Genomic DNA, 21,354 nt, shown 5'->3' with positions numbered 1-21,354 from the left:
AACAAGGAGGACGGCATGAACACCGCACCGACCCACGACGAGGTTCGCGAAGCTCTGATGTGGGCGATCGACAACGACCACCGCGCGCTCGTACGCCACCGCACCGCCCACCACCTCGCCCGGACCGACTCCGCACGCCTCGCCGCCGACGAGGACCTCGTCGAGCGCTGGCCCGGCCACCGCCTCTGCTCCGCCTGACCTCGTCACCCCCGGCATCGGGGGTAGCCTCACCGCATGGCACGAGGCAGACGACCCGGCGACGCCGACACCCGGGAGCAGATCGCCGAGGCCGCTCGGCTCCGCTTCGCCGAGCTCGGGTTCGACCGCACCACCCTGCGCTCCGTCGCCACCGACGCCGGGGTGGACCCGGCACTGATCAGCCACTACTTCGGATCGAAGGCCGAGCTCTTCGCGACCGTCGTCGACCTCCCCGTCGACCCGTCGGTCGTCATCCCGCGGATCGTCGCCGGCGACCCGGGCACCGCAGGAGAACGACTGGCCGTCTTTGCCCTCGACCTGCTGACCGACGAGGCCAAGAGGACCCGCATCGTCTCGATCGTCCGCTCCGTGACCTCGGCACCCGAGTCGGCCGCGATCATCCGCGAGCGCCTCACCGCCGAGCTCCTCGCCCCCCTCGCCCGCGCGATCGGGGCGGACCATCCCGAGTACCGCGGCTCGCTCCTGATGTCGCAGATCGTCGGGCTGACGCTCGCGCGCGCCATCGTCCGGATCGAGCCGCTCGCGTCGGCCGACCCGCGGTCGGTCGCCGCGTCCGTCGCCCCCGCGCTGCAGCACTACCTGACGGGGCCGGTCCGTCCGCCCGACGACGCGGGGGCTCCGGGGAGTCAGGACGGCTCGCCGCCCTGACTCCCCGGGTTCAGGCGTCCCGTCGGACCAGACCGACCGCCGCCCACACGAGCGCCGCGACGACCCATGCGACGAAGACCGCGACCCCGCCGGCGGCCGACAGCATCCCGTCCGGCGGCACGACCGCGGTGAACGAGCTCGCGGCGTTGGACGGAAGGTATGCGAGCACGCCGTCCCACTCCTCCGGGATGATCATCGACGCGAGCTGCGGGAGCACGATCACGACGCCGACGAGCGTGCCGATCGAGGCGGCGACACTGCGGAACGCGACACCCAGGCACAGGCCCAGCACCCCGACGCCCACGAGATAGCCGGCCGTCCCGAGCACCGCACCGAGCACGCCGTCGTCGGTGATGGCGACGGTCTCCTTGCCGGCGGCGTCCAGCACCGGCATCCCGGCGGTGAACGCCATGGCGCAGGAGAGCAGCACCGTCGGTGTCAGGACGGCGACGAAGCACAGGACCTTCGCGCCGAGCGTCCACAGCCGTCGTGGAACCACGGTCAACGTCGTCCGGACCATGCCGGACCCGTACTCGCGCGCGCCGATCATCGCGCCGAGCACGCCGATGATCAGCAGCGCCAGCCCGGACCCGCCGAGCACGACGGACAGCGGGTCGGAGAGGTTCGGAGCTCCTGGCGGGAGGGTCTCCGGGATCTCCTCTGCGCCCGCGACGACGGACGAGGCGACGACGCCGAAGACGACCATCGACCCGACGGTCGCCACGAGGAACCACCAGATCGACCGGATCGACGTGAGCTTGATCCACTCGTGGCGCACCACATGGCCGAACGTCAGGCGTAGGGACGCGTGGTCGACGGCGCGGGGGGAGGTCGTGGCGGCGCTCATCGGGGTGTGTCCTCTCGTCCTCCGCGGTACGTCACTGCTCCCGCGGTCATGTCCATGAATGCCTGTTCGAGCGACGGCTCCACGGTGTGGAGCTGGTGCAGGCGCACGCCGTTCTCCGCGGCCACGTCACCGATCCGCTCCGCCGCGACGCCCGTGACCTGCAGGACTCCTGGCTCCGCCGACGTCACGACCACGCCGTCGTCGGCGAGCAGCTCCGCGAGCCGCCCGCCGTCGGGCGAGACGACGTCGACGCGCTCGCCCGCGGCCCGGTCGATCATGGCGTGCAGCGGTTCGTCGGCCAGGATGCGCCCCTGCCCGATCACGATCAGGTGCTCGGCGGTCATCTGCATCTCGCTCATCAGGTGCGAGGAGAGGAACACCGTCCGTCCTTCGGCGGCAAGCTGCTTGAGCAGCCCGCGGATCCAGAGGATCCCGTCCGGGTCAAGGCCGTTCACAGGCTCGTCGAGCATCACGACGTCGGGGTCCGCGAGCAGTGCCGAGGCGATACCCAGGCGCTGACCCATGCCGAGCGAGAATCCGCCCGCGGGCTTGCGGGCGACGTCCGTCAGTCCGACGAGCTCGAGCACCTGGTCGACGCGGCCGTCACCGATGCCGACGGTCGCGGCGATCGCGCGCAGGTGGTTGCGTGCCGACCGCCGCCCGTCGACGGCCCGCGCCTCGACGAGTGCGCCGACCTCGGCGATGGGCGCCACGGCGTCCTGGTACGGACGGCCGTTGACGGCGACCGTCCCGGACGTCGGGCGGTCGAGTCCCAGGATCATGCGCATCGTCGTGGACTTCCCCGCCCCGTTGGGGCCGAGGAACCCGGTGACGACACCGGGGCGGACGGTGAACGTGACGTCGTCGACCGCGACGACGTCCCCGTAGGTCTTGGTGAGGTTCTGGACCTCGATCATGGCTGCTCCGGTCGGTGGGAAGTGGTGCTGCGAACAGCATCTCGCCACGCCCGCGCCGTGTCGTCACCCCCGGGGAGCAACTGTGGACGTACTACGGCTGCGGTACGTCTCCGCCGAGCCCGCCCCGGAACGCGACGACGACGAGCTGGGCACGGTCCCGCGCCCCCACTTTCACCATCGCGCGGTTGACGTGCGTCTTGGCGGTGTGCGGGGAGACCACGAGCCGCTCCGCGATCTGCTCGTTGCTCAGCCCCTCGGCGACGAGTGCGACGACCTCACGTTCGCGCGGCGTCAGCGCGTCCAGCGCCGCGGTGTCGGGCCGCGGCTCGTCCGCACGTCGGCGGTAGTTGGCGACCAGGGCGCGTGTCGCCGTCGGCGACAGCAGGGACTCCCCCGCGGCGACCGTCCGGATGCCGTCGAGCAGCGTCTGGGGCCGCACCCCCTTGCCCAGGAACCCGCTCGCCCCGACGCGGAGCGCGTGCAGGACCTGTTCGTCCGCCTCGACGGTCGTGAGCACGACGACGCGGGTGCCGGCCAGCTCCGGCAGGGTGCAGATCTGCTCGGTCGCCTCGAGGCCGTCGGTCCCGGGCATCCGGATGTCCATCAGGACCACGTCGGGCCGGGCGGCACGCGCCAGACGAACCGCCTCGGCGCCGTCGGACGCCTGCCCGACGACCTGCAGGTCGTCCGTGCTGTCGACGAGCGCGGCGAAGCCCGCCCGGATCAGCTCCTGGTCGTCCACGATCAGGACCGTCGTCATCCAGACCCCCTCCGTATCGGCAGGTACGCCTCGAGGACGAACGTCCCCGCGACGGACTCCGCGCGCATCGTGCCGCCCACCGCGGTCACGCGCTCACGGATCCCGACCAGACCGTACCCGGACCCGCCCGTACGACCAGCACCGGTCGGGTCCGGGTTCTCCACGCGCACCCGGAGCTCGACGGGCGACTGCTCGACGAGGAGCTCGGCGCGCCCCGTGCCGTGCTTGTGCGCGTTGGTCAGCCCTTCCTGGACGATCCGGTAGGCGGCGTGGTCGGCGAGCGCCGGGAGCTGTTCACGCGCACCGCCCCGATGCAGGTTCACGAGCAGCCCGGTCGCCCGGCTCCGGTCCACGAGCTCGTCGAGGTTCGCCAGTCCCGGCGCAGGGCGCGTCGCCGCGTCGTCGTCCGCGGCGTCCCGCAGGACCTCGAGCAGGTCTCCCAGCTCGGCGAGCGCGGTCTCGGTGGCCGACTGCACGTGGCCGAGCGCGGTGCGCGCCGCGTCCGGACGTGACTCCATCAGGACCTCGGCGACCCCTGCCTGGACCCCGACGACGGCGACGTGGTGCGCGAGCACGTCGTGGAGCTCGCGCGCGATCCGCAGTCGTTCCTCGCCGACCCGGCGCGCCGCCTCCTCCTCGCGAGTGTGCTCGGCGCGAGCAGCCCGCTCCTCCGCGGACTCCACGACCGCCCGCTGGGCCCGGACGGCGATCCCGACGGCCGTCACCATCCCGCACCACCCGAACAGGCCGACCACCTGGACATCTCCCCAGGGTTCCAGGCCCGCCGTCGCGAGCGCGAGCGTGAGGACGCCGACCTGCGCCAGCGCGGCGGCGACCGCCCGTCCCCAGGTCACACGGCTCGCGACGGTGAACAGCGCGACGAAGGCCGGGCCCACGGGGGTCGCGATCCCGCCGCCGACGACGACCGACGCGGCCGCGATCAGGGTCGTCACGACCAGGACGGCCACGGGTGCCGTCCGACGCAGCACCAGCGCGGCACAGCCGATCGCGAGGGCGGTCAGCTCAGCCGCCGTCACCGGGTCGACGAATGGCGGAGCGAGCGCGCGGGGAAGGCCGACCACGAGGAGGACGGCGACCGCGAGCACGGCGTCCGCGGCCACCACGTGGGTCCGCCAGACGTGCCGGAGGCGCGTGAACGTGTTCACGGCTGCACGCTACGTGCGCCGGGCCCGACGCGCCTCCGGCACGACGCGCGGGCACCCCCGCGGGCGTCGGACGTCAGGCGACGAGCTCGACCTGCGCCTCGAGCTCGCGTCCGGTCCCCCGGGTGCCCGCCGCGTCGCAGCCGGCAGCGATGAGCGCACAGACACCGGAGACGACGAGGGCCAGCACCGCGGTCGCTGCCGCGGCGACGGCGACTCCCCCGAGCCCGGCGTCGGCGAAGACGCTCCCGATCTCGGACCCGCCGGAGACGGACATCCCCAGGACGGCTCCCACCGTCACGAGTGCGGCTCCGAAGACGACGGACAGGGTCGAGAGTGCGTTGGGCACGTGGCTCCTCAGGCTCGGCCCACGAGAGGCTGCACGGACCAGGGCGGCCGGACGCCGGGGCGACGAGCGAAGGTGCTGTCAGCACGGACCGGGAACCCTGGATCAACGGGCAGCACACCAGCGGGCGACAACAGATCCTGGCCAGCGTATCGATCAGGGCGGCGCGTGAACAGGGCGACGTCGGTCACTCCGGGCCGTCGGGCCCCGCGGTGAGCCGCGCGCTGATCTCGTTCGCGTCGAGCACCGCGAGGGCCGCCGAGAGCCCGGAGGAGTCGAAGGTGCCGAGCGACCGTGCCTCGAGCAGAGCCTCGCGCTGCGCCTGGATGACGCGGATCTGCAGCTCGAAGATCTGTGCGGAGATCTCCCGCGGGACGATCTCCGCACCCTCGGCCGTGCGGCGCGCGACGCGGGCGCGGATCTTGCCGAGCACCGCAGGGTTGAACTCGCTTCCGTCCGCCCGACGAAGGTTCTCGTCCTCGAGCACGTCGGCCACCGCCCGGTTCATGACCTGCATGAGCGCGTCGCGCTCGTCGCCGTCACCGTCTGCAGCGCCACCGAGCCCGAGCCGGTGGACCACCCAGGGCAGGGTCCCGCCCTGGACGAACAGCGTGCTGATCGCCACGGCGAACGCGATCAGCAGGAGCAGGGGCCGCTGAACGGTGTCGGAGGGCAGCGTCTGGGCGGCGGCCACGGTCACGGCACCGCGCATCCCTGCCCACACCAGGACGGTGCCCTCCCGCCAGCCGAGCGGGGCCGCGGTGACGTAGTCGATGTCGGCGAGCCGGCGGCTGAGCCGACGTCGGCCGTGGTCGATGCGCCGCCCCGTGCGCTCGTCGTCGAACCGCTCGTCCGCCCGCATCTGCTCGACCCTGCGCTCCAGCTCGACCCCGAACTCCTCGACCCGGGGTCGTTCGGCACGGCTCTTGCGCGCCCGTCGCGACGCCCCCAGCAGCAGCGGCGCGACGTACGCGGCCCGGACGAGGACGATGACGAGCGCCGCGAGCGCGGCGAGGCCGATCGCGCTCGCGATGCTCCCGTGCGTCTGCCGGACGTCCTCGACCGTCTCCAGCAGCTCGAGCCCCAGGATCAGGAAGACGGCGCCCTCGAGCAGAATCTCGACGGTCTGCCAGTTGGTGCGCTCCGAGAGACGGTCCGTGGGCGTCAGGAACCTTGGAGCCCCCTGCCCCACGACGAGTCCGGCCGTGACCGCCGCGACAAGACCCGAGGCCTCGAGCGCCTCGGACGGGAAGTAGGCGACGAACGGCGTCGCGAAGGAGATGACGGTGCTCGACGCCGGCTCTGTCAGGCGGCTGCGGATGCGCAGGCTGACGTTGCCCACGAGGTAGCCGACCACCCCGGCGATCCCGACGGCGAGGACGAAGTCGCCCAGCACCTCCCAGAACGAGACGGAGATGGCGGTGGCCGCGATCGCGGTGCGCAGCAGGACGAGGGCCGAGGCGTCGTTGAGCAACCCCTCTCCCTCCAGGATCGTGACGATCCGGGGCGAGACCCCCAGGCGACGGACGATGGACGTCGCGACGGCGTCGGTGGGGCTGACGACCGCGCCGAGCGCGACGCCCGTCGCGAGGTCGACCCCGGGGATCAGCCAGCTGAAGATCGCCCCGAGGACGAACGACGTGAGCACGACCAGCACCACGGACAGACCCGCGATGGAGCGGAAGTCGCGGCGGAAGTCCATCGTCGGCATGGAGACGGCCGAGGAGTAGAGCAGCGGGGGCAGCACACCGGCGAGCACGATCTCCGGCTCGACCTCGACCGGCGGCACGCCGGGCACGAGGCTGAGCCCGACGCCGAAGAGCACGAGGAGGAGCGGGGGCGCCACGCCGACCCGGGGGCCGAGGACCGAGACGCCGACGATCGCGAGCACCCCGACCACCGCCACGAGCGCGTAGTCCATCAACCGTCTCCCTCTGCCGACCGCACGGATCTAGACCTTGACTACCACGCCGCCTCGACGACGGCGCGACGGAGGACGGCGGGGTGTCCGGGGAATCCCCGGGCCGCGCGCGGGGTTCTCTCCAGACCACCGAGCGAAGGAGCACCGTGATGCAAGCGATCTGGAACGACGTCGTCGTCGCCGAGAGCGAGGCCACCGTCGTCGTCGAGGGAAACCACTACTTTCCGCCCGAGGCCGTGCGCTGGGACCTGCTGGAGTCGTCGAGGACCCGGACGACGTGCCCGTGGAAGGGCGAGGCGCACTACTGGAGCCTCGCAGGAGCGGGCCCCGACGGCGTCGACAGCGTCTGGGCGTACCCGGAGCCGATGGAGGCCGCGGCGGAGATCTCCGGCCACGCCGCCTTCGGGAGCGGATTTCGCGTCATGGCATAGCACAGCGCCTGCTGGCATCTTGCGTATATAACGCAAGAACAAGACGCGATGATGCATAAACTTGCCTTTTACTCTTGTGGCGGCTCGCGAAGCGGCCTACGGTCAGTGAGGCGCAGGGCAACGACGCCGTGCGCCTTACTCCCGGAAGGACGACGAGTCGACGATGAGACGCACCGACAGCCCAAGGCCCGCGCCGACGAGCGCGCCGCAGTACCGCGTCACCCCACTGGTCCGAGCAGCCGCAGCGCTCGGCGCCTGCACGCTCCTCCTCACCGCGGGGGCAGCCAGTTCTGCGGCGCACCGCGACAGTGACAGTGACAGCGTCGCCCCGGTTCTGACCCGCGCAGGGCTCGACCCCGCACTTGTCGAGGGCCGAGGAGCCGATGTCGCGTTTCTCGAGCAGGAGGCAGAGAACTCGACGACGGACGGGACCGTCATCTCGTCCCGCCAGGCCTACGATCTCGCCGCGGAGGCCTCGGGCCGATCGGCGGTCCAGCTCGAGCCGGGTCAGTTCGTGGAGTTCACACTCCCTGCCGAGACCAACGCCATCACCGTCCGGTACTCCGTTCCTGATGCGCCCGAGGGTGGGGGTATCACGTCCCGGCTGAACGTTCGGGTCGACGGCGGCCACCTGCAGAAGATGGACCTCACGTCCGAGTACTCGTGGCTCTACAACCAGTATCAGTTCACCAACGACCCGAACGCCCAGCTTCTGCACCCGGAATGGTGGACGGTCGAGTGCGACGGCCCGCTGGGAGCCGAAGGATGTGACCGGGAGTCCCGGGAGATCACGACTCCGTTCCGCCCCATGCACTTTTACAACGAGCAGCGCATGCTCCTGGGACGTACCTACGAGGCAGGGGCAGTCGTCCGGCTCGAGGTCCCGAAGAACGCGACGGCCGACCTCACGACGATCGATCTGCTCGACACCGAGCTGGTCGCTCCGCCCCATGTCGAGGCCCGTGGCGTGAACGTCCTCCACTTCGGCGCCGACCCCCGTGGCAAGAAGGACTCGGCGCCCGCGATGGACGCCGCGATCGCCAGGGCAAAGTCGCACGGCCGCCCGGTCTACGTCCCGCCGGGGCACTACCGCGTCGACCGGCACATCCTCGTCGATGACGTGACGATCGTCGGAGCGGGGAACTGGTACACGAGCTTTGAGGGCTCAGAGGTCGAGCTCGACGAGCCGACCGAGGACGGCTCGGTCCACACCGGGGTCGGGTTCTACGGCAGGTGGGCCGAAGACGGTGGCAGCTCGAACGTCCATCTCTCCGGATTCGCGATCCGTGGCGACGTCCGAGAGCGCATCGACACCGATCAGGTGAACGGAATCGGCGGGGCCTTCTCTGACTCATCCTTCGAAGACCTGTACATCCAGCACACCAAGGTCGGGCTGTGGCTTGACGGGCCGATGGACGGCGTCACGATCCGCGACAACATCATCGTCGACCAGATCGCAGACGGCATAAACTTCCACCTCGGCGTCACGAACTCGGAGGCCAGCAACAACTTCTTCCGGAACACGGGCGACGACGCGATGGCCATGTGGTCGGACGCCGGCGGCGACCTCGACGACCCGGGTCCGCAGAACGAGGGCAACACGTTCCGGAACAACACCGTCCAGACGCCGACGCTCGCCAACGGGATCGCGATCTACGGCGGGAAGGACATCACGGTCGAGAGGAACCTCGTCGCCGATCCCTTGCGCGAGGGCAGCGCCCTCCATGCCGGTGCACGGTTCGGCGCGACAGCGTTCGACGGAACGATCGCGTTCACGGACAACACGACCGTCCGTGGCGGGGTCGAGGACCTGAACTGGCAGTTCGGACTCGGCTCGCTCTGGATCTATGCACTCGACCAGAGCATCGACGCCGACATCCAGGTAACGGGCGACCACTATCTCGACAGTGCCTACAACGCGATCCTGCTGATCACGGACTGGGAGCACAAGGACGCCAACGTGATCGAAGGCGTCTCGTTCCGGGACGTGCGGGTGGACGGCACCGGGACGTCAGTGGTCAGCGCACGGGTCCGCGGGTCAGCGTCGTTCGAGAACGTCGACGCGCGCAACGTGGGCTGGGCAGGGGTCAACAACTGCGGAGCATTCGGCTTCCCTGCAGCCGGCTCGGAGTTCTCCCTCGAGGACCTCGGCGGGAACGACGGCGCGACGATCACCCCGTGGGGCGACGGGCCGGCGAACTGGCTCGGCCGCTACACCCCCAACGTGATCAGCTGCAACGACCGGCCCGAGGTCGTCCCACCCCCTGCCCCGTCTGCCTGGTGACGTCACCGTGGTGTGCGGCCGCGCGCCGCACACCACGGCTGGTCAGCGCGCGATCGTCCGCCCGTCCCCGGCGGTGTCACGCCGCAGATACCCCCAGGCCAGCACCATGCAGACGACGCCGTTGACCATGCCGAAGACGACGTCCGTCAGCGAGTGCAGCCCGCGGTACAGGCGGGCGACGCCCACCAGCACGGGCACCAGGAGGCACAGCACGGAGACGGTGGTCCGCAGCGCCGGGTTGCCGATCCGCTGCGCGAACATCATCAGGGTCAGGTAGAAGGCGAACGAGGCGCCCGTGTGGCCGCTCGGGAAGCTCGACGTCGGCGGCACGTCGTCGAGCTTCTCGACCTCGGGGCGCTCACGCCCGACCACGAGTGACGAGGACAGGAAGATCGCGGCCTGGATCGCGACGGCGAGCGCCGGCACGACGGCGAGCCACCACTGCCGCGTCCTCCACAGGATGAGGACGACGGCGACCGTCGTGCCGCCGATGATGAACTCCGTCGTGCCGATCTGCGAGAAGACGGACGTGAACGTGTCCAGCCACGGCACGCGGTGGTCGACGAACCAGTCGTTGACGCCCTGCTCCCCCGGCAGGTCGTCGAGCGGGCCGGTGATCAGGAACCCTGCCCCCACGATGACGAGCCACAGCCCGGCGGCGGGCAGGAGCGCACGTACGGCGAGGTCGCGAGCGGCCTCCCGCACGGTGGGCGCGCTCTGGTCGATCTCGTACCTGTGGACAAAAGACGTCACGGACATCCCGGGAGATTAGACCGGACGGGCAGAACTCGCCCGTCGCAGGCGTCAACCGCCCAGGGTCTCGATCTCCGGCGAGTCCAACCCGGGACCCCGCCGCTGCACGCGACGCCACACGAAGAAGCCCACCAGCGTGAACGCGCCGTAGAAGACGTACATGAAAGCGGACGCGTAGTACCCGGCGGAGACGAGGAGAGGAACCCCGACGAGGTCGACCGCGACCCAGATCAGCCAGAACTCCGTCCACCCGCGCGCCATGCCGTAGGTCGCGAGCATCGAGCCGACGAAGATCCAGGCGTCGGCCCAGACGGGCTCGAACGAGCCGAGCGCACGGAAGATCGGCGTGAGCAGCACCGTCCCGGCGACCAGCGCGACGATCAGCCCGGTGCGCTGCCGGGCGGACGCCCAGCGCGGGGTCACGGCGGGAGCGTCCCCGCGGGTGCGCCACTGCCTCCACCCGTAGACCGAGACGGCGATGAACATGACCTGCCGCCCGGCCTGCCCCAGCAGGTTCACCGGGTTCGGGGTGTCGAAGACGGCGCCCATGAAGACGGTGAAGAGCAGCAGGTTGCCGGCGATCCCGACGGGCCAGGCCCAGACCTTGCGACGCATTCCGCCGAGGGCCGAGGCAAGACCGAAGACGTTGCCGACGATCTCGCGCCAGAGGATCGTCTGGTCACCGATGACGAGCTGGGCGTCGAACAACCAACGAATGGCGTCCACGGATGCGGTCTCCTCGTTCCCTCACTGCCGCGGGGTGCGGCCGCACGCGTAACGCGGCGGAGGCCAAGATACTTCCTCAGCCCACGAGCGCCGGGGTGAGATCCGTGTGCGAGAAGTCGTCGCCGACGAACAGCAGCGGTTCACCACGGTCCGACGCGAGCGCGTACGCGTAGCAGTCCCCGAGGTTGAGCCGTGCAGCGTGTCCGCTCCCCCGCCCGAAGTCGCGGTAGGCCGCGCGCGCGATCTCGGCCTGGACCGCGTCGCACGGGACGATCTCGATCTCCCAGAGCTCCATCAACGCGTCAAGACGGCGACGTTGCTGCGGCGGGAGGCGACCCCCGACGACGGCACCGAGCTCGACGAGCGTGGCCGCGGACATCGCCGATGTCTCCGTGAGGAGCAGCTCGGCGATCGCCGGTGCCGCAGGTTCGTCGAGCAGCACCGCGACGATCGCGGAGGTGTCGACGATCATGCCGGCAGGCCCGACTCGTCGAACAGATCACCGTCGGCGACGCGCAACGCCGCACGGTCCGCATCCGTCAGGTCGGCCCGAAGGCTCGCAATAAGGGCGCCTGCCCGGCGTCGTCGCGCGTCGGCGGCCTCGTCCGACCGCTCTCGCTCTGCGAGCACGGCCTCCAGCTGCCGCCGCACCGCGCCCTCCACGGCGCTCGTCTGGGACGTGCCGGTGAGCTCTGCGAGCTGTCGGACGAGCGCGTGCGTCCGTTCGTTCTTGATGTTCAGGCTCATACCCGCTCACGATACTCGGCTTCTACCGTGGACATCAGACCGTCTACCCCGGGTAGACATGACGCTCTTCCCCTCGCGTCCCGACGATGCGAGTCTCCGGTCTGCATCCGATCGCCCCCTTCGCTCCGAACTACCGGTAACCGAAGGAGGCACCATGTTCATCGACGAGAAGCGGGACGTCGACCTCGCCGACCTGATCGACGCCATCGACGCCACGGAGGGCAGCGGCGACCGGATCCCCTGCCGGAGCGGGTCGGTCGCGGCGACGGCGATCTGGACCTCCGACGACGCCGACGAGCAGCTCGAGGCGGCGTCACGGTGCGAGTCGTGCCCCGTCCTCGCCGAGTGCCGGGCCTACGGCCTCGCCCACGTCCGGGAGAAGGGCGTCTGGGGCGGCATGACGGCGAGTCAGCGCAAGCGGGCGAACCGCCGGCGTCCGCGGTTCGCGGCATAGGGGGTCTCGACGGGCTCGACCGACGTGCGGGCAGGCTCGACCGACGTGGGGGTCAGCGGGCGTGCCGGTCGGGCCCCACCCACCGGCGCACGGCGGCGAGCTGGCGCGGGAACCGGTGCTGCTGGCCGCCCTCGTGCCCGTTGTAGGGGTAGACGTCGATCTCCTTGGGTCCTGCGTACCGGTTGTACGCCGTGTACACCGTCGACGGCGGGCAGACGTTGTCCATCAGCGCGACGGACATCAGCGCCGGGGCGTCCGCGCGGGTACCGAGGTTGGCCGCGTCCACGTAGGCGAGCGTCGCGAGCGCCTGGGCTGCGCCGTCGCGGTGGACGGACAGCCACTGCCGGAGCTCGCCGTACGGGCGTTCGTCCGTGATCGCGACGGCGCGCTCGAACGCGGCCAGGAACGGCACGTCGGCGAGGACCCCGCAGAGTCCACGAGCCAGCCCGGCGACCCCGAGCGCCAGCCCGCCGCCCTGGCTGATGCCCTTGACCACGACGCGCGAGGCGTCGAGGCCCTCGATCTGTGCGACGGCGTCGACGGCGCGCACCCCGTCGGTGACGACCCGGCGGTAGTAGTGCTGCTCGGGCGACTCGAGCCCGCGGGTGAGGTACCCCGGGGTCGCGGGTCCGGAGCCGTGGGGGTCGGGGGTCGCACCCCCGTTGCCCCACGCGCTGCCCTGCCCGCGGGTGTCCATCACGAGGTGCGCGAACCCGGCGGTGGCCCAGAGCGTGTGCTCGTGCGGCATCCCGCGACCACCGCCGTACCCCACGAGCTCGACGATGACGGGCAGGGCGCCCGTGGCACCGGCCGGTCGGGTGAGCCAGGCCCGGACCGGGTCTCCTGCGAACCCGGGGAAGATGACGTCGTCGACCGTCACCGCAGTCAGTCCGGTATCGACGGGACTGACCTGCACGGCCCCGCCCGCCGCCCGAGAGTCCGCCAGCGTGCGCCGCCAGAAGGCGTCCAGGTCGTCGGGTTCGCGGGTGTCGGCGACGTACGACTCGAGGTCGGCGAGCGGCAGGTCGAGGAACGGCATCAGTCCTCCGGGGTGGCGAGTGCCCTGTACCGCTCGGCGATGACGGCGGCGGCAGGCTTGGCGTACGGACAATAGTCGTCGTCCTGCGCCGCGTCCTGCGAGGAGTACAGCGTGGCGGGCCAGTCCCACAGCACCCAGCCCTGCACCCAGGGGCGTGCGGCCGTTGCGGCGAGCATGTCGGCGTACCACCGCTCCTGCTCGCCGACGTCGGGCTCCCCCACCAGGGTCCAGTCGTTGGGGACCCGTGCCGAGCCGGTGCGGCTCGGGCACCCGGTCTCCATGAAGAAGAACGGCTTGCCCTCGCGCTCCACGACGGCCTCGACCCGGTCGAGCTGCGCCTCCCAGCCGCCCTCCGGGTAGTAGCCGGACGCGCTCATCACGTCGACGGCGTCCCACCAGGTGACGCGGTCCTCCTGGTACTTGTCGCAGTTGTACGTGACCAGGCCGGTGTACACCTCGCGCACGGCGGCGACGGTACGGCGCCACTCGTCGTCGTACTTGTCGGAGCGGACCATCTCGCAGCCGACGCAGAACATTTCCGCACCCTCCTCCTCCGCGATCCGTGCGTGGTGCACGATGAACGCGCGGTAGGAGTCGAACCACTGGCCCCAGGTCGGCTCGTTGGGCACGTCCGGCTCGAGGAATCCGATGTAGGCGCGCCAGGTTCCGTCGGCGACGTTGACGACCGGCTTGAGGCAGACTTTCTGGCCGCGTTCCTTGGCGGCCCGGATCCCCCACCGGACCTCGTCGTCGGTGAGTGTCGGCGCCTCGGTGAACGGGATCTGCGTCGAGTACACCGTCTGCTGCTCGGTGGCGTACGTGACGGCGGTCCAGGTCGTAGCCAGGTCGTCCACCATCGCGGTCATCGACGCCTCGGCGGCCTCGGTCGCCCACGTCCCCCGGACGCCGGGCCATCCCCAGGTCATCCCCAGCACCGGTCCGCCCGGCAGGGGCACGACGGCGGTCACGCGGCACCGCCCACGAGCTGACCGACGTGGCGGAGCACCGTCGGCGCACAGAACGCCTCGGGTGCCGCGTCGCCGGCCCCCGAGACGCGGAACTCCGCAGTCTCGCCGGGCAGGAGCGTCACGAGCGCGCGGTCGACCTCCGCCGACGGCACCACCTTGTCCACGAGCAGCGTGACGTCACGGACGAGGCCGTGGGCGGTCACGCGCACGACGACGTCGCGCCCGTCGCGCTCGGCCGTCGCCTCGAGCGTCCCCGCGGTCGCGTCGCGTGGTTCCACGTGGAACCAGACGTCGCGCGCTCCGTCGAGCGTGGCGACGACGACCTCGGTCGCGGCGTCACCGGCCTCGACGACCTCGGCCGGGACCTCGACCTGCACGACCCCGCGCGGGCCGACGTCGACCGCGACCGTCTTCTCCGCGAGGACGTCACCGGCACCGGCGGCCACGCCACGGACGCGACGCAGGAGGAGCTCGCCGCCCCACGCCTCGTCGGTGTCGTTGTGCAGCACCACGGCGAGCGAGCCGGTGCCGTGGCCGCCGTCCGCGGAGCGCGGCTGGACGGTCACCAGCCGGTCGGCATAGGCCTGACGCAGCGCGTGCAGCAGGGGCTTGGCGTGCCCGTCGCCGTCGACCGCCGCCCAGGAGACGACTGGCCAGCAGTCGTTGAGCTGCCAGACGACGGAGCCCGTGCAGCGCTCGCCGAACGAGCGCAGGTGCGTGATCGCCGTGCGGATCGCGACCGCCTGGTTCCAGGACATCGCCCAGTGCCAGTCGTCCATGTCGTCCGGCATCGGGACGTGCGCGACGAGCCCGTCGGTGAGCTTGTCGTTGCCGGTCATCGCCTTCTGGTGCACCTGCATGCCCGGGGACTCGGGGGTGAGCGGGTGGTCCGAGATCGACCGCGTCAGGGTCGACCACGTGGGCGGCCCCTGCCACCCGAACTCCGCCATGAACCGCGGGACGAGATCGCGGTAGTGCGGCCAGTCGAGCCGGTTCCACAGCTCCCACGAGTGCATCGAGCCGTGGTCGACGTCGTTGGGGTGCACGTCGAGCGAGCCGGACCACGGGGACGACGGGGTGTACGGGCGGTGCGGGTCCAGCTCGCCGAGGATCGCGGGGATCAGGTCGGTGTAGTACCCGAGGCCCCAGGTCCGGCCGTCCAGGCGCGCGGGCCAGCCCCAGTCGTGCCAGCCCCAGATGTTTTCGTTGCTGCCGTTCCAGAGCACGAGGGAGGCGTGGTGCGCCAGGCGCGTCACGTTCTCGCGGACCTCGGCCTCGACCTCCGAGCGCAGCGGGTCCTCCTCGGCGTACGCCGCGCAGGCGAAGAGGAAGTCCTGCCACGTGAGCATGCCGCGCTCGTCGCAGAGCTCGTAGAAGTCGTCAGCCTCGTAGATGCCGCCGCCCCAGACCCGGAGCAGGTTCATGTTGGCGGACTCCGCCTGGGCGATCCGCGCGGCGTAGCGCTCGCGGGTGACGCGGTGTGGGAAGGCGTCGTCCGGGATCCAGTTGGCGCCCTTGACCCAGATCGTGCGCCCGTTGACGACGACGTCGAAGCTCGTCCCCTCGGCGTCCGGCTCCATCCGCAGGCCGACGTCGCGGAAGCCCAGCCGCCCGGCCCACTCGTCCCGATCAGCCTCTGTACGGATCGACACCACGGCGTCGTACAACGGCTGCTCGCCGTATCCGCGCGGCCACCACAGCTCGGCCTGCGGCACCTCGACGCGCACGACGGCGCACGACTCCCCGGCCGGGACGGTCACCGTGGTCGCGGCCTCACCCACCCGGGCGACGACGTCGAGCGCCTCGGTGGACGACGGCGCACGCTCGATTTCGACGTGGACCTCGACGACGCCGTCACCCCGGGCGCCCGCACGGGCACCGTCGGGGACGTCGACCGTGACCACCGGGCGCACCGAGGCGAGACGGGCCGTCGACCAGGACTCGATCGCGACGGGCTTCCACAGGCCGCTCGTCGCCGTGTCGATCCCCCAGTCCCACCCGAAGCTGCACGCCATCTTGCGGATCGCGTTGAACGGGTGGTGGTTGACCTGCGGGCGGTAGCCGAGCGCCAGCGACTGGGCGTCTGCGTAGCGGACGGCCGAGGCGAACGTGACGACCAGCCGGTTCTCGCCGTCGTGCAGGTGCTCGCCCACGTCCACCCGGTAGCTGCGGTGCATGTTGCGCGGCTCGACGACGACGACCCCGTTGACCTCGACCGTCGCGACGGTGTCGACCCCCTCGAGCACCAGGTCGTGACGGTCGTGACCGCCGGCCGTCCACTCGAAGGTCGTCTCGTAGCGCCAGTCGCTGTGCGCGATCCACTTCTGGGCCGACTCGTTGTCGTCCAGGTACGGGTCGGCGATCACGCCGGCCGCGAGCAGGTCGGTGTGCACGCTGCCGGGGACCGTCGCGGGGACCGGGTCGGTGACCCGGCCCAGGGCGGGCCCGGCGACCGGGGTGACGGTCCACCCCGTGACCAGGTCGTGACGCAGGACGCCGGTCGGACGGGTGGTCGTGTGCGCCGCCGTCGGCGCCGTCGTGCTCGTCACTTGGTAGCTCCTGAGGTCATGCCGTTGTAGATGTGCCGCTGAAGTACGAGGAACGCGATGAGCGTCGGGATGATGACGATCATGGCACCGGCCGCGATGACTTCCCACTGCGCACCGAACGGGCCCTTGAACCGGAACAGGGACGTCGAGATGACGCCGAGGTCGCGGGAGGGCATGTAGAGGAAGGGAATGTAGAACTCGTTGTAGATGGCCAGGCCCTTGATGATCACGACCGTGGCGATCGCCGGCTTCAGCAGTGGGAAGACGATGCGTGCGTAGATCGAGAAGCGGTTGGCGCCGTCGAGCATCGCCGCCTCGTCCAACGACCGCGGGATCGACCGCATGAACTGCAGGAAGATGTAGATCGAGACGATGTCCGTGCCCATGAACAGGACGATCGCGGCGCCACGCGTGTTGAAGAGCCCGAGGGCGTTGATCACCTGGAAGGTCGCGACCTGCGTCGTCACGGCCGGCACCAGGGTGGCGAGCAGGAAGCCGAGCAGCACGAGCTTGCGGCCTCGGAAGTCGAACCGGTCGAGCGCGTAGGCGGTCATCGACCCGATGACGACCGTGCCCGTGACGGCGACGACCAGGATGATCGAGGTGTTGACGAACCCGGTCAGCATCCCGCCCTTGACGAAGGCCGTGACGAAGTTGTCGAAGTTCAGCCAGTTCGACGGCGCGTCCAGCGGCGAGGTGGTGGCGAACTCCTCGGGCGTCTTGAACGCTGCCATGAGAACGGTGACGAGGGGGATCAGGGCGACCGCGACGGCGACGAAGAGACTCGCGTACTTGGCCGCGGCCCCGATCGGTCCCAGCAGGGGTGAGGCGGCGCGGATCTGGCGTCGCGCACCGATCCGGGCGGACTCCCAGCGGCTCGGGGCAGCCACGGGACGTGGCCTCGTGTGCAGGGCGGTCATGATGTCAGGTCCACCTTGTCGTCGGGGAAGATCGTGCGCTGCAGCCACGTGAACGCCAGCACGATGAAGAGGAGGACGACAGCCATCGCGGAGGCGAGCCCGACCTTGGAGAAGGTGAAGGCTGTCGTGACGGTCTTGATCACGAAGGTCTCGGTGCCGTTGGCGCCGCCGGTCATGATGTAGGGGATCTCGAAGACGCTCAGTGCGCCCGAGATCGCCAGGATCACGGAGAGCCCGACGATCTGGCGGATGCCCGGCAGGATGATGCTGCGGAACTTGTCCCAGCTGCCGGCACCGTCGAGCTCTGCGGCCTCGTAGAGCTCCTCGGGGATCGACTGGATCGCGCCGAGGAACAGCACGAAGTTCAGGCCCATGTAGCGCCAGACCGACGTCGAGGCGAGCGAGACGTTCACGATGTCGGGGTTGCCGAGCCACTGCGGCGGCTCGTTCACGCCGACGAGCGAGAGCAGTGCGTCGAGCGTGCCGTCCGGCCGGAAGAAGTACAGGAAGACGAGCCCGATCGCGACGCCGTTGAGCAGGTACGGGAAGAAGAGGATGCCCTTGAAGAAGTTCTTGAACCACGTCGAGAAGCTGAGGATCGTGGCGAAGTAGAGCGCGAGGGCGAGCTGGACGAACGCGCCGAGCACGTAGTAGAGGCTGACGAAGAAGACCTGGAAGATCTCCGGCCGCGTGAAGATCTCGACGTAGTTCGTCCACCCGACAGGCTCTTTGACGGGGTCCAGGCCGTCCCAGTTCGTGAAGCTGTACCAGACCATGTTGGTCACCGGCACGTAGGTGAACAGCACGAGCAGGACGACCGGCGCGACGAGGAACAGCCACGGGGTCAAGACCTGACGCGGCTTGCGGGCGCCACGCCTGCGGGGCTGGAGCCCTCGGCGGTTGGTTCCCTGCCGCATCCGCACGTCGGCACCGGTCGACACTGACATCAGTGGTCCTTTCACGAAGGGTGGGTGGCCCCCGGATGCTGCGGGGGCCACCCGTGGTCGGAGCGGAAGGTCAGCCGACCTCGGCGCGTGCTGCCGACCAGCGCTCGTTGAGGCTGTCGAAGTACGAGGCCTTGTCGCCGTCGGCGGCACCGCGGGCGGTGTCGATCATCTTCTGGCGGTAGACGTTGCCCCACAGGTCGATCTCGGCCGTGTCGTAGATGTCCGAGAGCGCGGTCTCCTCGCCGGCCGGGGCCGGGTCGATCTCGACGAACTCGACACCGAGCGACTCGAACTCGGAGAGCGTCGACGGAAGCTCGCCCTCGACGGTCGGCGCGAGGCCGCCCTGCGACTCGGCGTAGCCGGACTCCTGGGCGAACCAGTCGACCCAGGCGCGCGCAGCCTCGGGGTTCTCCGAGTACTTGCTGACGGCGTTCTTGTAGTCGCCGCCGATCGTGGAGTGGAACGACCCGTCGACCTGGAACGGCATCGGCCAGTAGGCGATGTCGTCGGGGCTGCCGCCGGCGGCCTCGGCCGCGTCCTGGACCTGGGTCACGGCCCAGGATCCGAGCACCATCGTGGCGACCTCGCCGGAGCCCAGCAGGGTCTTCGACTCCTCCCAGTTGGTGGTGGTCGGGTCGTCCTCGCTCAGGCCGGCGTCCACGACGTCGTAGAGCAGCGAGTCGATCGCGTACTGCTCCTCACCCTCCGTCCAGGGTTCGTCCGTGTCGGCGAGGATCTGCTCGGTCTCGGGGCCCGCCATCACGCCGCGGTTGCCCTGCCACTGGCTGAGCGGCCAGCCGTCCGCGTAGTTGGTGTAGTACGGGGTCGCGTCGGTGGAGTCGGCGATCGCCTGGAGCGCGTCGACGAACTCCTCGGGCGTGGTCGGGGCCTCGGTGATCCCGGCCTCCTCCCACACCTTCTTGTTGATGACGTAGCCCTGGGCGTTGCCGGTGATGGCGACGCCGTAGGCCTGGTCCTCATAAGCCTGCTCGGAGACGAACCGGTAGGTCTCGGAGACCTCGTCCACGCTGCCGAGGGGCGCGAAGAAGTTCGGGAGCTGGTCCTTGCTGACCGTGTTCGGGATCAGCAGGACGTCACCGAAGTCCTGCGTGTTGAGGCGGATCGAGACGTCACCCTCGTAGTCCGTGATGCCCTCGAACTCGACGTTGACGTCCGGGTACTCGGACTCGAACGTGTTCTTGTAGTCCTGGAACGTCGTGTCGATCAGGTCGGTGCGGTTGGTCAGGACCGTGATGTCGCCGCTGATCGCGCCGTCGCCGCTCTCCGCCGCGTCGTCACCGCTGTCGCTGCCGCTGCTGCAGGCCGTGAGCGCCATCGCGAGCACGCCTGCGGCTGCGAAGCCGGCACTGTGCTTGAGCTTCATTTCCATGTCTCCTGTCGTCATTGACTGAACGAAGCGGTTAAGTGATCCACAACGCATCGCTGCGACCGTAGATTTGCCCTCGGCACGGAAGATTCCCGGCCTGCCCGCCGAGCCTGACCACGATCGCCAGGCTGTGTTGCTGATCATCAGTTAACCGCTTAAGTGAACGTGTGTCAACGTTGTCAGGTCACGATCCAGCATCGGTGCCTGCCATGGAGAGCAGCACGGGAGCGCCGGTGGTGAAAACCGGAAGGGCCGGGTGGCCGTCGGCCTCCGCCCGCCCCCTCGACCGCTAGGCGCGGACCGGGCTCGTGGTGCCCCGAGGGCGCAGCGTCGGCGTGGAGTCCAGGAAGCTGCCGCCCCGGACGCCGTCGATCCGGTCGAAGAGCCGCCGGGCGACGTGCGCCCCGAAACTGGTCACGTCGTGGCTGAGCGCGGACAGCGGCGGGTAGGTGGCCTGGCACAACGGCGAGTCGTCCCACGCGATGATCGAGAGGTCCTCCGGGACCCGCACGCCGAGCTCGGCCGCGACCCCCATCGCGGCCAGCGCCATCACGTCGTTGTCGTAGACGACGGCGGTCGGCCGGTCGACCGACGTCAGCAGACGGCGTGTCGCGTCGGCACCGGACCCCGTGGTGTAGTCGGTCCGCTCGAGCGGCCCCTCGATGCCCAACGACTCGACCTCCTCGCGGAACGCGACGTCGCGGATGTGGGTGTGGCCCAGCTCCTGGAGGCCTCCGACGCGGGCGATCCGACGGTGACCGGCCGCATACAGGTACCGCACCGACTCACGGACCGCCGCCGCGTCGTCCGTCCACACGTTCGGCAGGTCGCCAGCGAGGGACGAGTCGCCGACGACGACGGCCGGCAGCGCGTCCGGCCGGCTCAGCACCTCGATGCGCGGGTCGTCCTGGCGCGGGTCCACGAGGACGACTCCGTCGACGCGCCGGGCAGCGCGCCAGCGGCGGTACGTCTCGAGCTCGGCGTCGAGATCGGGGACCACCTGCAGGAGCAGCGCGTACGAGCGCGGCGCGAACTCAGACTCGATCCCGGCGATGAACTGCATGTAGAACGACTCGACGCCGAGCGTGCTGGGATGCCGCGCCAGCACCAGCCCGACCGTCTGCGTCGGCGCCCCGGACAGCGAGCGCGCCGCCGAGCTCGGCTCCCAGCCGAGCTGGTTCGCGACGGCGACGACGCGGGCCCGGGTCTCCTCCGAGACGCCCGGACGCCCGTTCAGCGCGTACGACACCGCACCCGTGGAGACTCCTGCCTCCCGGGCGATGTCCGCGATGGTGATGCGCCGCACGTGAACTCCCTCGTCGACCCGG

General features: G+C 70.5%; 22 protein-coding genes. 5 read left to right on the top strand and 17 right to left on the bottom strand.

Features of this window, described 5'->3' with window-relative positions:
• Positions 1 to 15 precede the first annotated feature (15 nt).
• Together Q343_RS15035 and Q343_RS0100720 are read left to right on the top strand one after the other, a co-directional pair.
• Entirely contained in the window at positions 16 to 198 is a 183-nt protein-coding gene (locus tag Q343_RS15035; RefSeq protein WP_029251675.1) for a hypothetical protein, read from the top strand.
• Positions 199 to 234: 36 nt separating this feature from the next.
• A complete protein-coding gene (locus Q343_RS0100720; protein WP_029251674.1) occupies positions 235 to 867 on the top strand; it encodes a TetR/AcrR family transcriptional regulator in 633 nt (210 codons plus the stop codon).
• Between the two features lie 10 nt (positions 868 to 877).
• On the opposite strand, the gene Q343_RS0100715 is transcribed toward Q343_RS0100720, so the two are convergent.
• The 6 genes from Q343_RS0100715 to Q343_RS0100690 all read right to left on the bottom strand — a co-directional run bounded on the left by Q343_RS0100715 (position 878) and on the right by Q343_RS0100690 (position 6,821).
• Positions 878 to 1,714, bottom strand: coding sequence for an ABC transporter permease (locus tag Q343_RS0100715; RefSeq protein WP_029251673.1), 837 nt, complete (start codon positions 1,712 to 1,714; stop codon positions 878 to 880).
• Positions 1,711 to 2,631, bottom strand: coding sequence for an ABC transporter ATP-binding protein (locus Q343_RS0100710; protein WP_029251672.1), 921 nt, complete (start codon positions 2,629 to 2,631; stop codon positions 1,711 to 1,713). The genes Q343_RS0100715 and Q343_RS0100710 overlap by 4 nt, the downstream gene beginning before the upstream one ends.
• A 91-nt stretch (positions 2,632 to 2,722) precedes the next feature.
• Positions 2,723 to 3,391, bottom strand: a complete 669-nt coding sequence (locus Q343_RS0100705; protein WP_029251671.1) for a response regulator — start codon at positions 3,389 to 3,391, stop codon at positions 2,723 to 2,725.
• Complete coding sequence (locus Q343_RS0100700; protein ID WP_029251670.1) at positions 3,388 to 4,557, bottom strand: sensor histidine kinase; 1,170 nt, start codon at positions 4,555 to 4,557, stop codon at positions 3,388 to 3,390. Before Q343_RS0100700 ends, Q343_RS0100705 begins: the two co-directional genes overlap by 4 nt.
• Positions 4,558 to 4,630: 73 nt before the next feature.
• Positions 4,631 to 4,903 (bottom strand): hypothetical protein, encoded by a 273-nt coding sequence (locus tag Q343_RS0100695; RefSeq protein WP_029251669.1) that lies wholly within the window; start codon positions 4,901 to 4,903, stop codon positions 4,631 to 4,633.
• Between the two features lie 184 nt (positions 4,904 to 5,087).
• Positions 5,088 to 6,821 carry a cation:proton antiporter gene (locus Q343_RS0100690; RefSeq protein WP_029251668.1) on the bottom strand — a complete coding sequence of 578 codons (1,734 nt, stop codon included), beginning with the start codon at positions 6,819 to 6,821 and terminating at the stop codon, positions 5,088 to 5,090.
• Between the two features lie 149 nt (positions 6,822 to 6,970).
• On the opposite strand from Q343_RS0100690, the gene Q343_RS0100685 reads away from it, so the two are divergent.
• Both Q343_RS0100685 and Q343_RS0100680 read left to right on the top strand, forming a co-directional pair.
• Positions 6,971 to 7,252, top strand: a complete 282-nt coding sequence (locus tag Q343_RS0100685) for a DUF427 domain-containing protein (RefSeq protein ID WP_029251667.1) — start codon at positions 6,971 to 6,973, stop codon at positions 7,250 to 7,252.
• Between the two features lie 163 nt (positions 7,253 to 7,415).
• Positions 7,416 to 9,536 carry a glycosyl hydrolase family 28-related protein gene (locus tag Q343_RS0100680; protein ID WP_081829523.1) on the top strand — a complete coding sequence of 707 codons (2,121 nt, stop codon included), beginning with the start codon at positions 7,416 to 7,418 and terminating at the stop codon, positions 9,534 to 9,536.
• 42 nt (positions 9,537 to 9,578) lie between these two features.
• On the opposite strand, the gene Q343_RS0100675 is transcribed toward Q343_RS0100680, so the two are convergent.
• The 4 genes from Q343_RS0100675 to Q343_RS0100660 form a co-directional block, all read right to left on the bottom strand.
• Positions 9,579 to 10,295 carry a phosphatase PAP2 family protein gene (locus Q343_RS0100675; protein ID WP_029251665.1) on the bottom strand — a complete coding sequence of 239 codons (717 nt, stop codon included), beginning with the start codon at positions 10,293 to 10,295 and terminating at the stop codon, positions 9,579 to 9,581.
• A gap of 45 nt (positions 10,296 to 10,340) precedes the next feature.
• A complete protein-coding gene (gene pnuC, locus Q343_RS0100670) occupies positions 10,341 to 11,015 on the bottom strand; it encodes a nicotinamide riboside transporter PnuC (protein WP_029251664.1) in 675 nt (224 codons plus the stop codon).
• A 76-nt stretch (positions 11,016 to 11,091) separates the two neighbouring features.
• Positions 11,092 to 11,487 (bottom strand): type II toxin-antitoxin system VapC family toxin, encoded by a 396-nt coding sequence (locus Q343_RS0100665; RefSeq protein ID WP_029251663.1) that lies wholly within the window; start codon positions 11,485 to 11,487, stop codon positions 11,092 to 11,094.
• On the bottom strand, positions 11,484 to 11,762 hold the full coding sequence (locus Q343_RS0100660; protein ID WP_029251662.1) for a type II toxin-antitoxin system VapB family antitoxin: 279 nt from the start codon (positions 11,760 to 11,762) through the stop codon (positions 11,484 to 11,486). Before Q343_RS0100660 ends, Q343_RS0100665 begins: the two co-directional genes overlap by 4 nt.
• Positions 11,763 to 11,916: 154 nt before the next feature.
• Between Q343_RS0100660 and Q343_RS15030 the strand changes: the two genes are divergently transcribed.
• Positions 11,917 to 12,216, top strand: coding sequence for a WhiB family transcriptional regulator (locus tag Q343_RS15030; protein ID WP_043109085.1), 300 nt, complete (start codon positions 11,917 to 11,919; stop codon positions 12,214 to 12,216).
• Positions 12,217 to 12,268: 52 nt separating this feature from the next.
• On the opposite strand, the gene Q343_RS0100650 is transcribed toward Q343_RS15030, so the two are convergent.
• The 7 genes from Q343_RS0100650 to Q343_RS0100620 all read right to left on the bottom strand — a co-directional run bounded on the left by Q343_RS0100650 (position 12,269) and on the right by Q343_RS0100620 (position 21,332).
• On the bottom strand, positions 12,269 to 13,255 hold the full coding sequence (locus tag Q343_RS0100650; RefSeq protein WP_029251661.1) for an acetylxylan esterase: 987 nt from the start codon (positions 13,253 to 13,255) through the stop codon (positions 12,269 to 12,271).
• Positions 13,255 to 14,223 (bottom strand): glycoside hydrolase family 113, encoded by a 969-nt coding sequence (locus tag Q343_RS0100645; protein ID WP_029251660.1) that lies wholly within the window; start codon positions 14,221 to 14,223, stop codon positions 13,255 to 13,257. The genes Q343_RS0100650 and Q343_RS0100645 overlap by 1 nt, the downstream gene beginning before the upstream one ends.
• On the bottom strand, positions 14,220 to 16,772 hold the full coding sequence (locus tag Q343_RS0100640; RefSeq protein ID WP_052366723.1) for a glycoside hydrolase family 2 protein: 2,553 nt from the start codon (positions 16,770 to 16,772) through the stop codon (positions 14,220 to 14,222). The genes Q343_RS0100645 and Q343_RS0100640 overlap by 4 nt, the downstream gene beginning before the upstream one ends.
• Positions 16,769 to 17,662, bottom strand: coding sequence for a carbohydrate ABC transporter permease (locus tag Q343_RS0100635; protein ID WP_428829330.1), 894 nt, complete (start codon positions 17,660 to 17,662; stop codon positions 16,769 to 16,771). Before Q343_RS0100635 ends, Q343_RS0100640 begins: the two co-directional genes overlap by 4 nt.
• A 26-nt stretch (positions 17,663 to 17,688) precedes the next feature.
• Positions 17,689 to 18,639 (bottom strand): carbohydrate ABC transporter permease, encoded by a 951-nt coding sequence (locus tag Q343_RS0100630; RefSeq protein WP_155990580.1) that lies wholly within the window; start codon positions 18,637 to 18,639, stop codon positions 17,689 to 17,691.
• A gap of 70 nt (positions 18,640 to 18,709) precedes the next feature.
• Positions 18,710 to 20,023 carry an ABC transporter substrate-binding protein gene (locus Q343_RS0100625; protein ID WP_029251656.1) on the bottom strand — a complete coding sequence of 438 codons (1,314 nt, stop codon included), beginning with the start codon at positions 20,021 to 20,023 and terminating at the stop codon, positions 18,710 to 18,712.
• 292 nt (positions 20,024 to 20,315) lie between these two features.
• On the bottom strand, positions 20,316 to 21,332 hold the full coding sequence (locus tag Q343_RS0100620) for a LacI family DNA-binding transcriptional regulator (protein ID WP_029251655.1): 1,017 nt from the start codon (positions 21,330 to 21,332) through the stop codon (positions 20,316 to 20,318).
• Positions 21,333 to 21,354: the final 22 nt, after the last annotated feature.

It is taken from the genome of Paraoerskovia marina DSM 21750, assembly GCF_000701465.1.
Taxonomy (GTDB): Bacteria; Actinomycetota; Actinomycetes; order Actinomycetales; family Cellulomonadaceae; genus Paraoerskovia; species Paraoerskovia marina.
Note: the sequence above shows the minus strand (reverse complement) of the source record. Positions and strands in the feature narration are given on the sequence as shown.

Bases quoted from the DNA above. Each gene is read 5' to 3' on its own strand.
- Q343_RS15035 (WP_029251675.1), top strand. From the start codon at position 16: ATGAACACCGCACCGACCCACGACGAGGTTCGCGAAGCTCTGATGTGG.
- Q343_RS0100720 (WP_029251674.1), top strand. From the start codon at position 235: ATGGCACGAGGCAGACGACCCGGCGACGCCGACACCCGGGAGCAGATC.
- Q343_RS0100715 (WP_029251673.1), bottom strand. From the start codon at position 1,714: ATGAGCGCCGCCACGACCTCCCCCCGCGCCGTCGACCACGCGTCCCTA.
- Q343_RS0100710 (WP_029251672.1), bottom strand. From the start codon at position 2,631: ATGATCGAGGTCCAGAACCTCACCAAGACCTACGGGGACGTCGTCGCG.
- Q343_RS0100705 (WP_029251671.1), bottom strand. From the start codon at position 3,391: ATGACGACGGTCCTGATCGTGGACGACCAGGAGCTGATCCGGGCGGGC.
- Q343_RS0100690 (WP_029251668.1), bottom strand. From the start codon at position 6,821: ATGGACTACGCGCTCGTGGCGGTGGTCGGGGTGCTCGCGATCGTCGGC.
- Q343_RS0100685 (WP_029251667.1), top strand. From the start codon at position 6,971: ATGCAAGCGATCTGGAACGACGTCGTCGTCGCCGAGAGCGAGGCCACC.
- Q343_RS0100680 (WP_081829523.1), top strand. From the start codon at position 7,416: ATGAGACGCACCGACAGCCCAAGGCCCGCGCCGACGAGCGCGCCGCAG.
- Q343_RS0100675 (WP_029251665.1), bottom strand. From the start codon at position 10,295: ATGTCCGTGACGTCTTTTGTCCACAGGTACGAGATCGACCAGAGCGCG.
- Q343_RS0100665 (WP_029251663.1), bottom strand. From the start codon at position 11,487: ATGATCGTCGACACCTCCGCGATCGTCGCGGTGCTGCTCGACGAACCT.
- Q343_RS0100660 (WP_029251662.1), bottom strand. From the start codon at position 11,762: ATGAGCCTGAACATCAAGAACGAACGGACGCACGCGCTCGTCCGACAG.
- Q343_RS15030 (WP_043109085.1), top strand. From the start codon at position 11,917: ATGTTCATCGACGAGAAGCGGGACGTCGACCTCGCCGACCTGATCGAC.
- Q343_RS0100650 (WP_029251661.1), bottom strand. From the start codon at position 13,255: ATGCCGTTCCTCGACCTGCCGCTCGCCGACCTCGAGTCGTACGTCGCC.
- Q343_RS0100630 (WP_155990580.1), bottom strand. From the start codon at position 18,639: ATGTCAGTGTCGACCGGTGCCGACGTGCGGATGCGGCAGGGAACCAAC.
- Q343_RS0100625 (WP_029251656.1), bottom strand. From the start codon at position 20,023: ATGAAGCTCAAGCACAGTGCCGGCTTCGCAGCCGCAGGCGTGCTCGCG.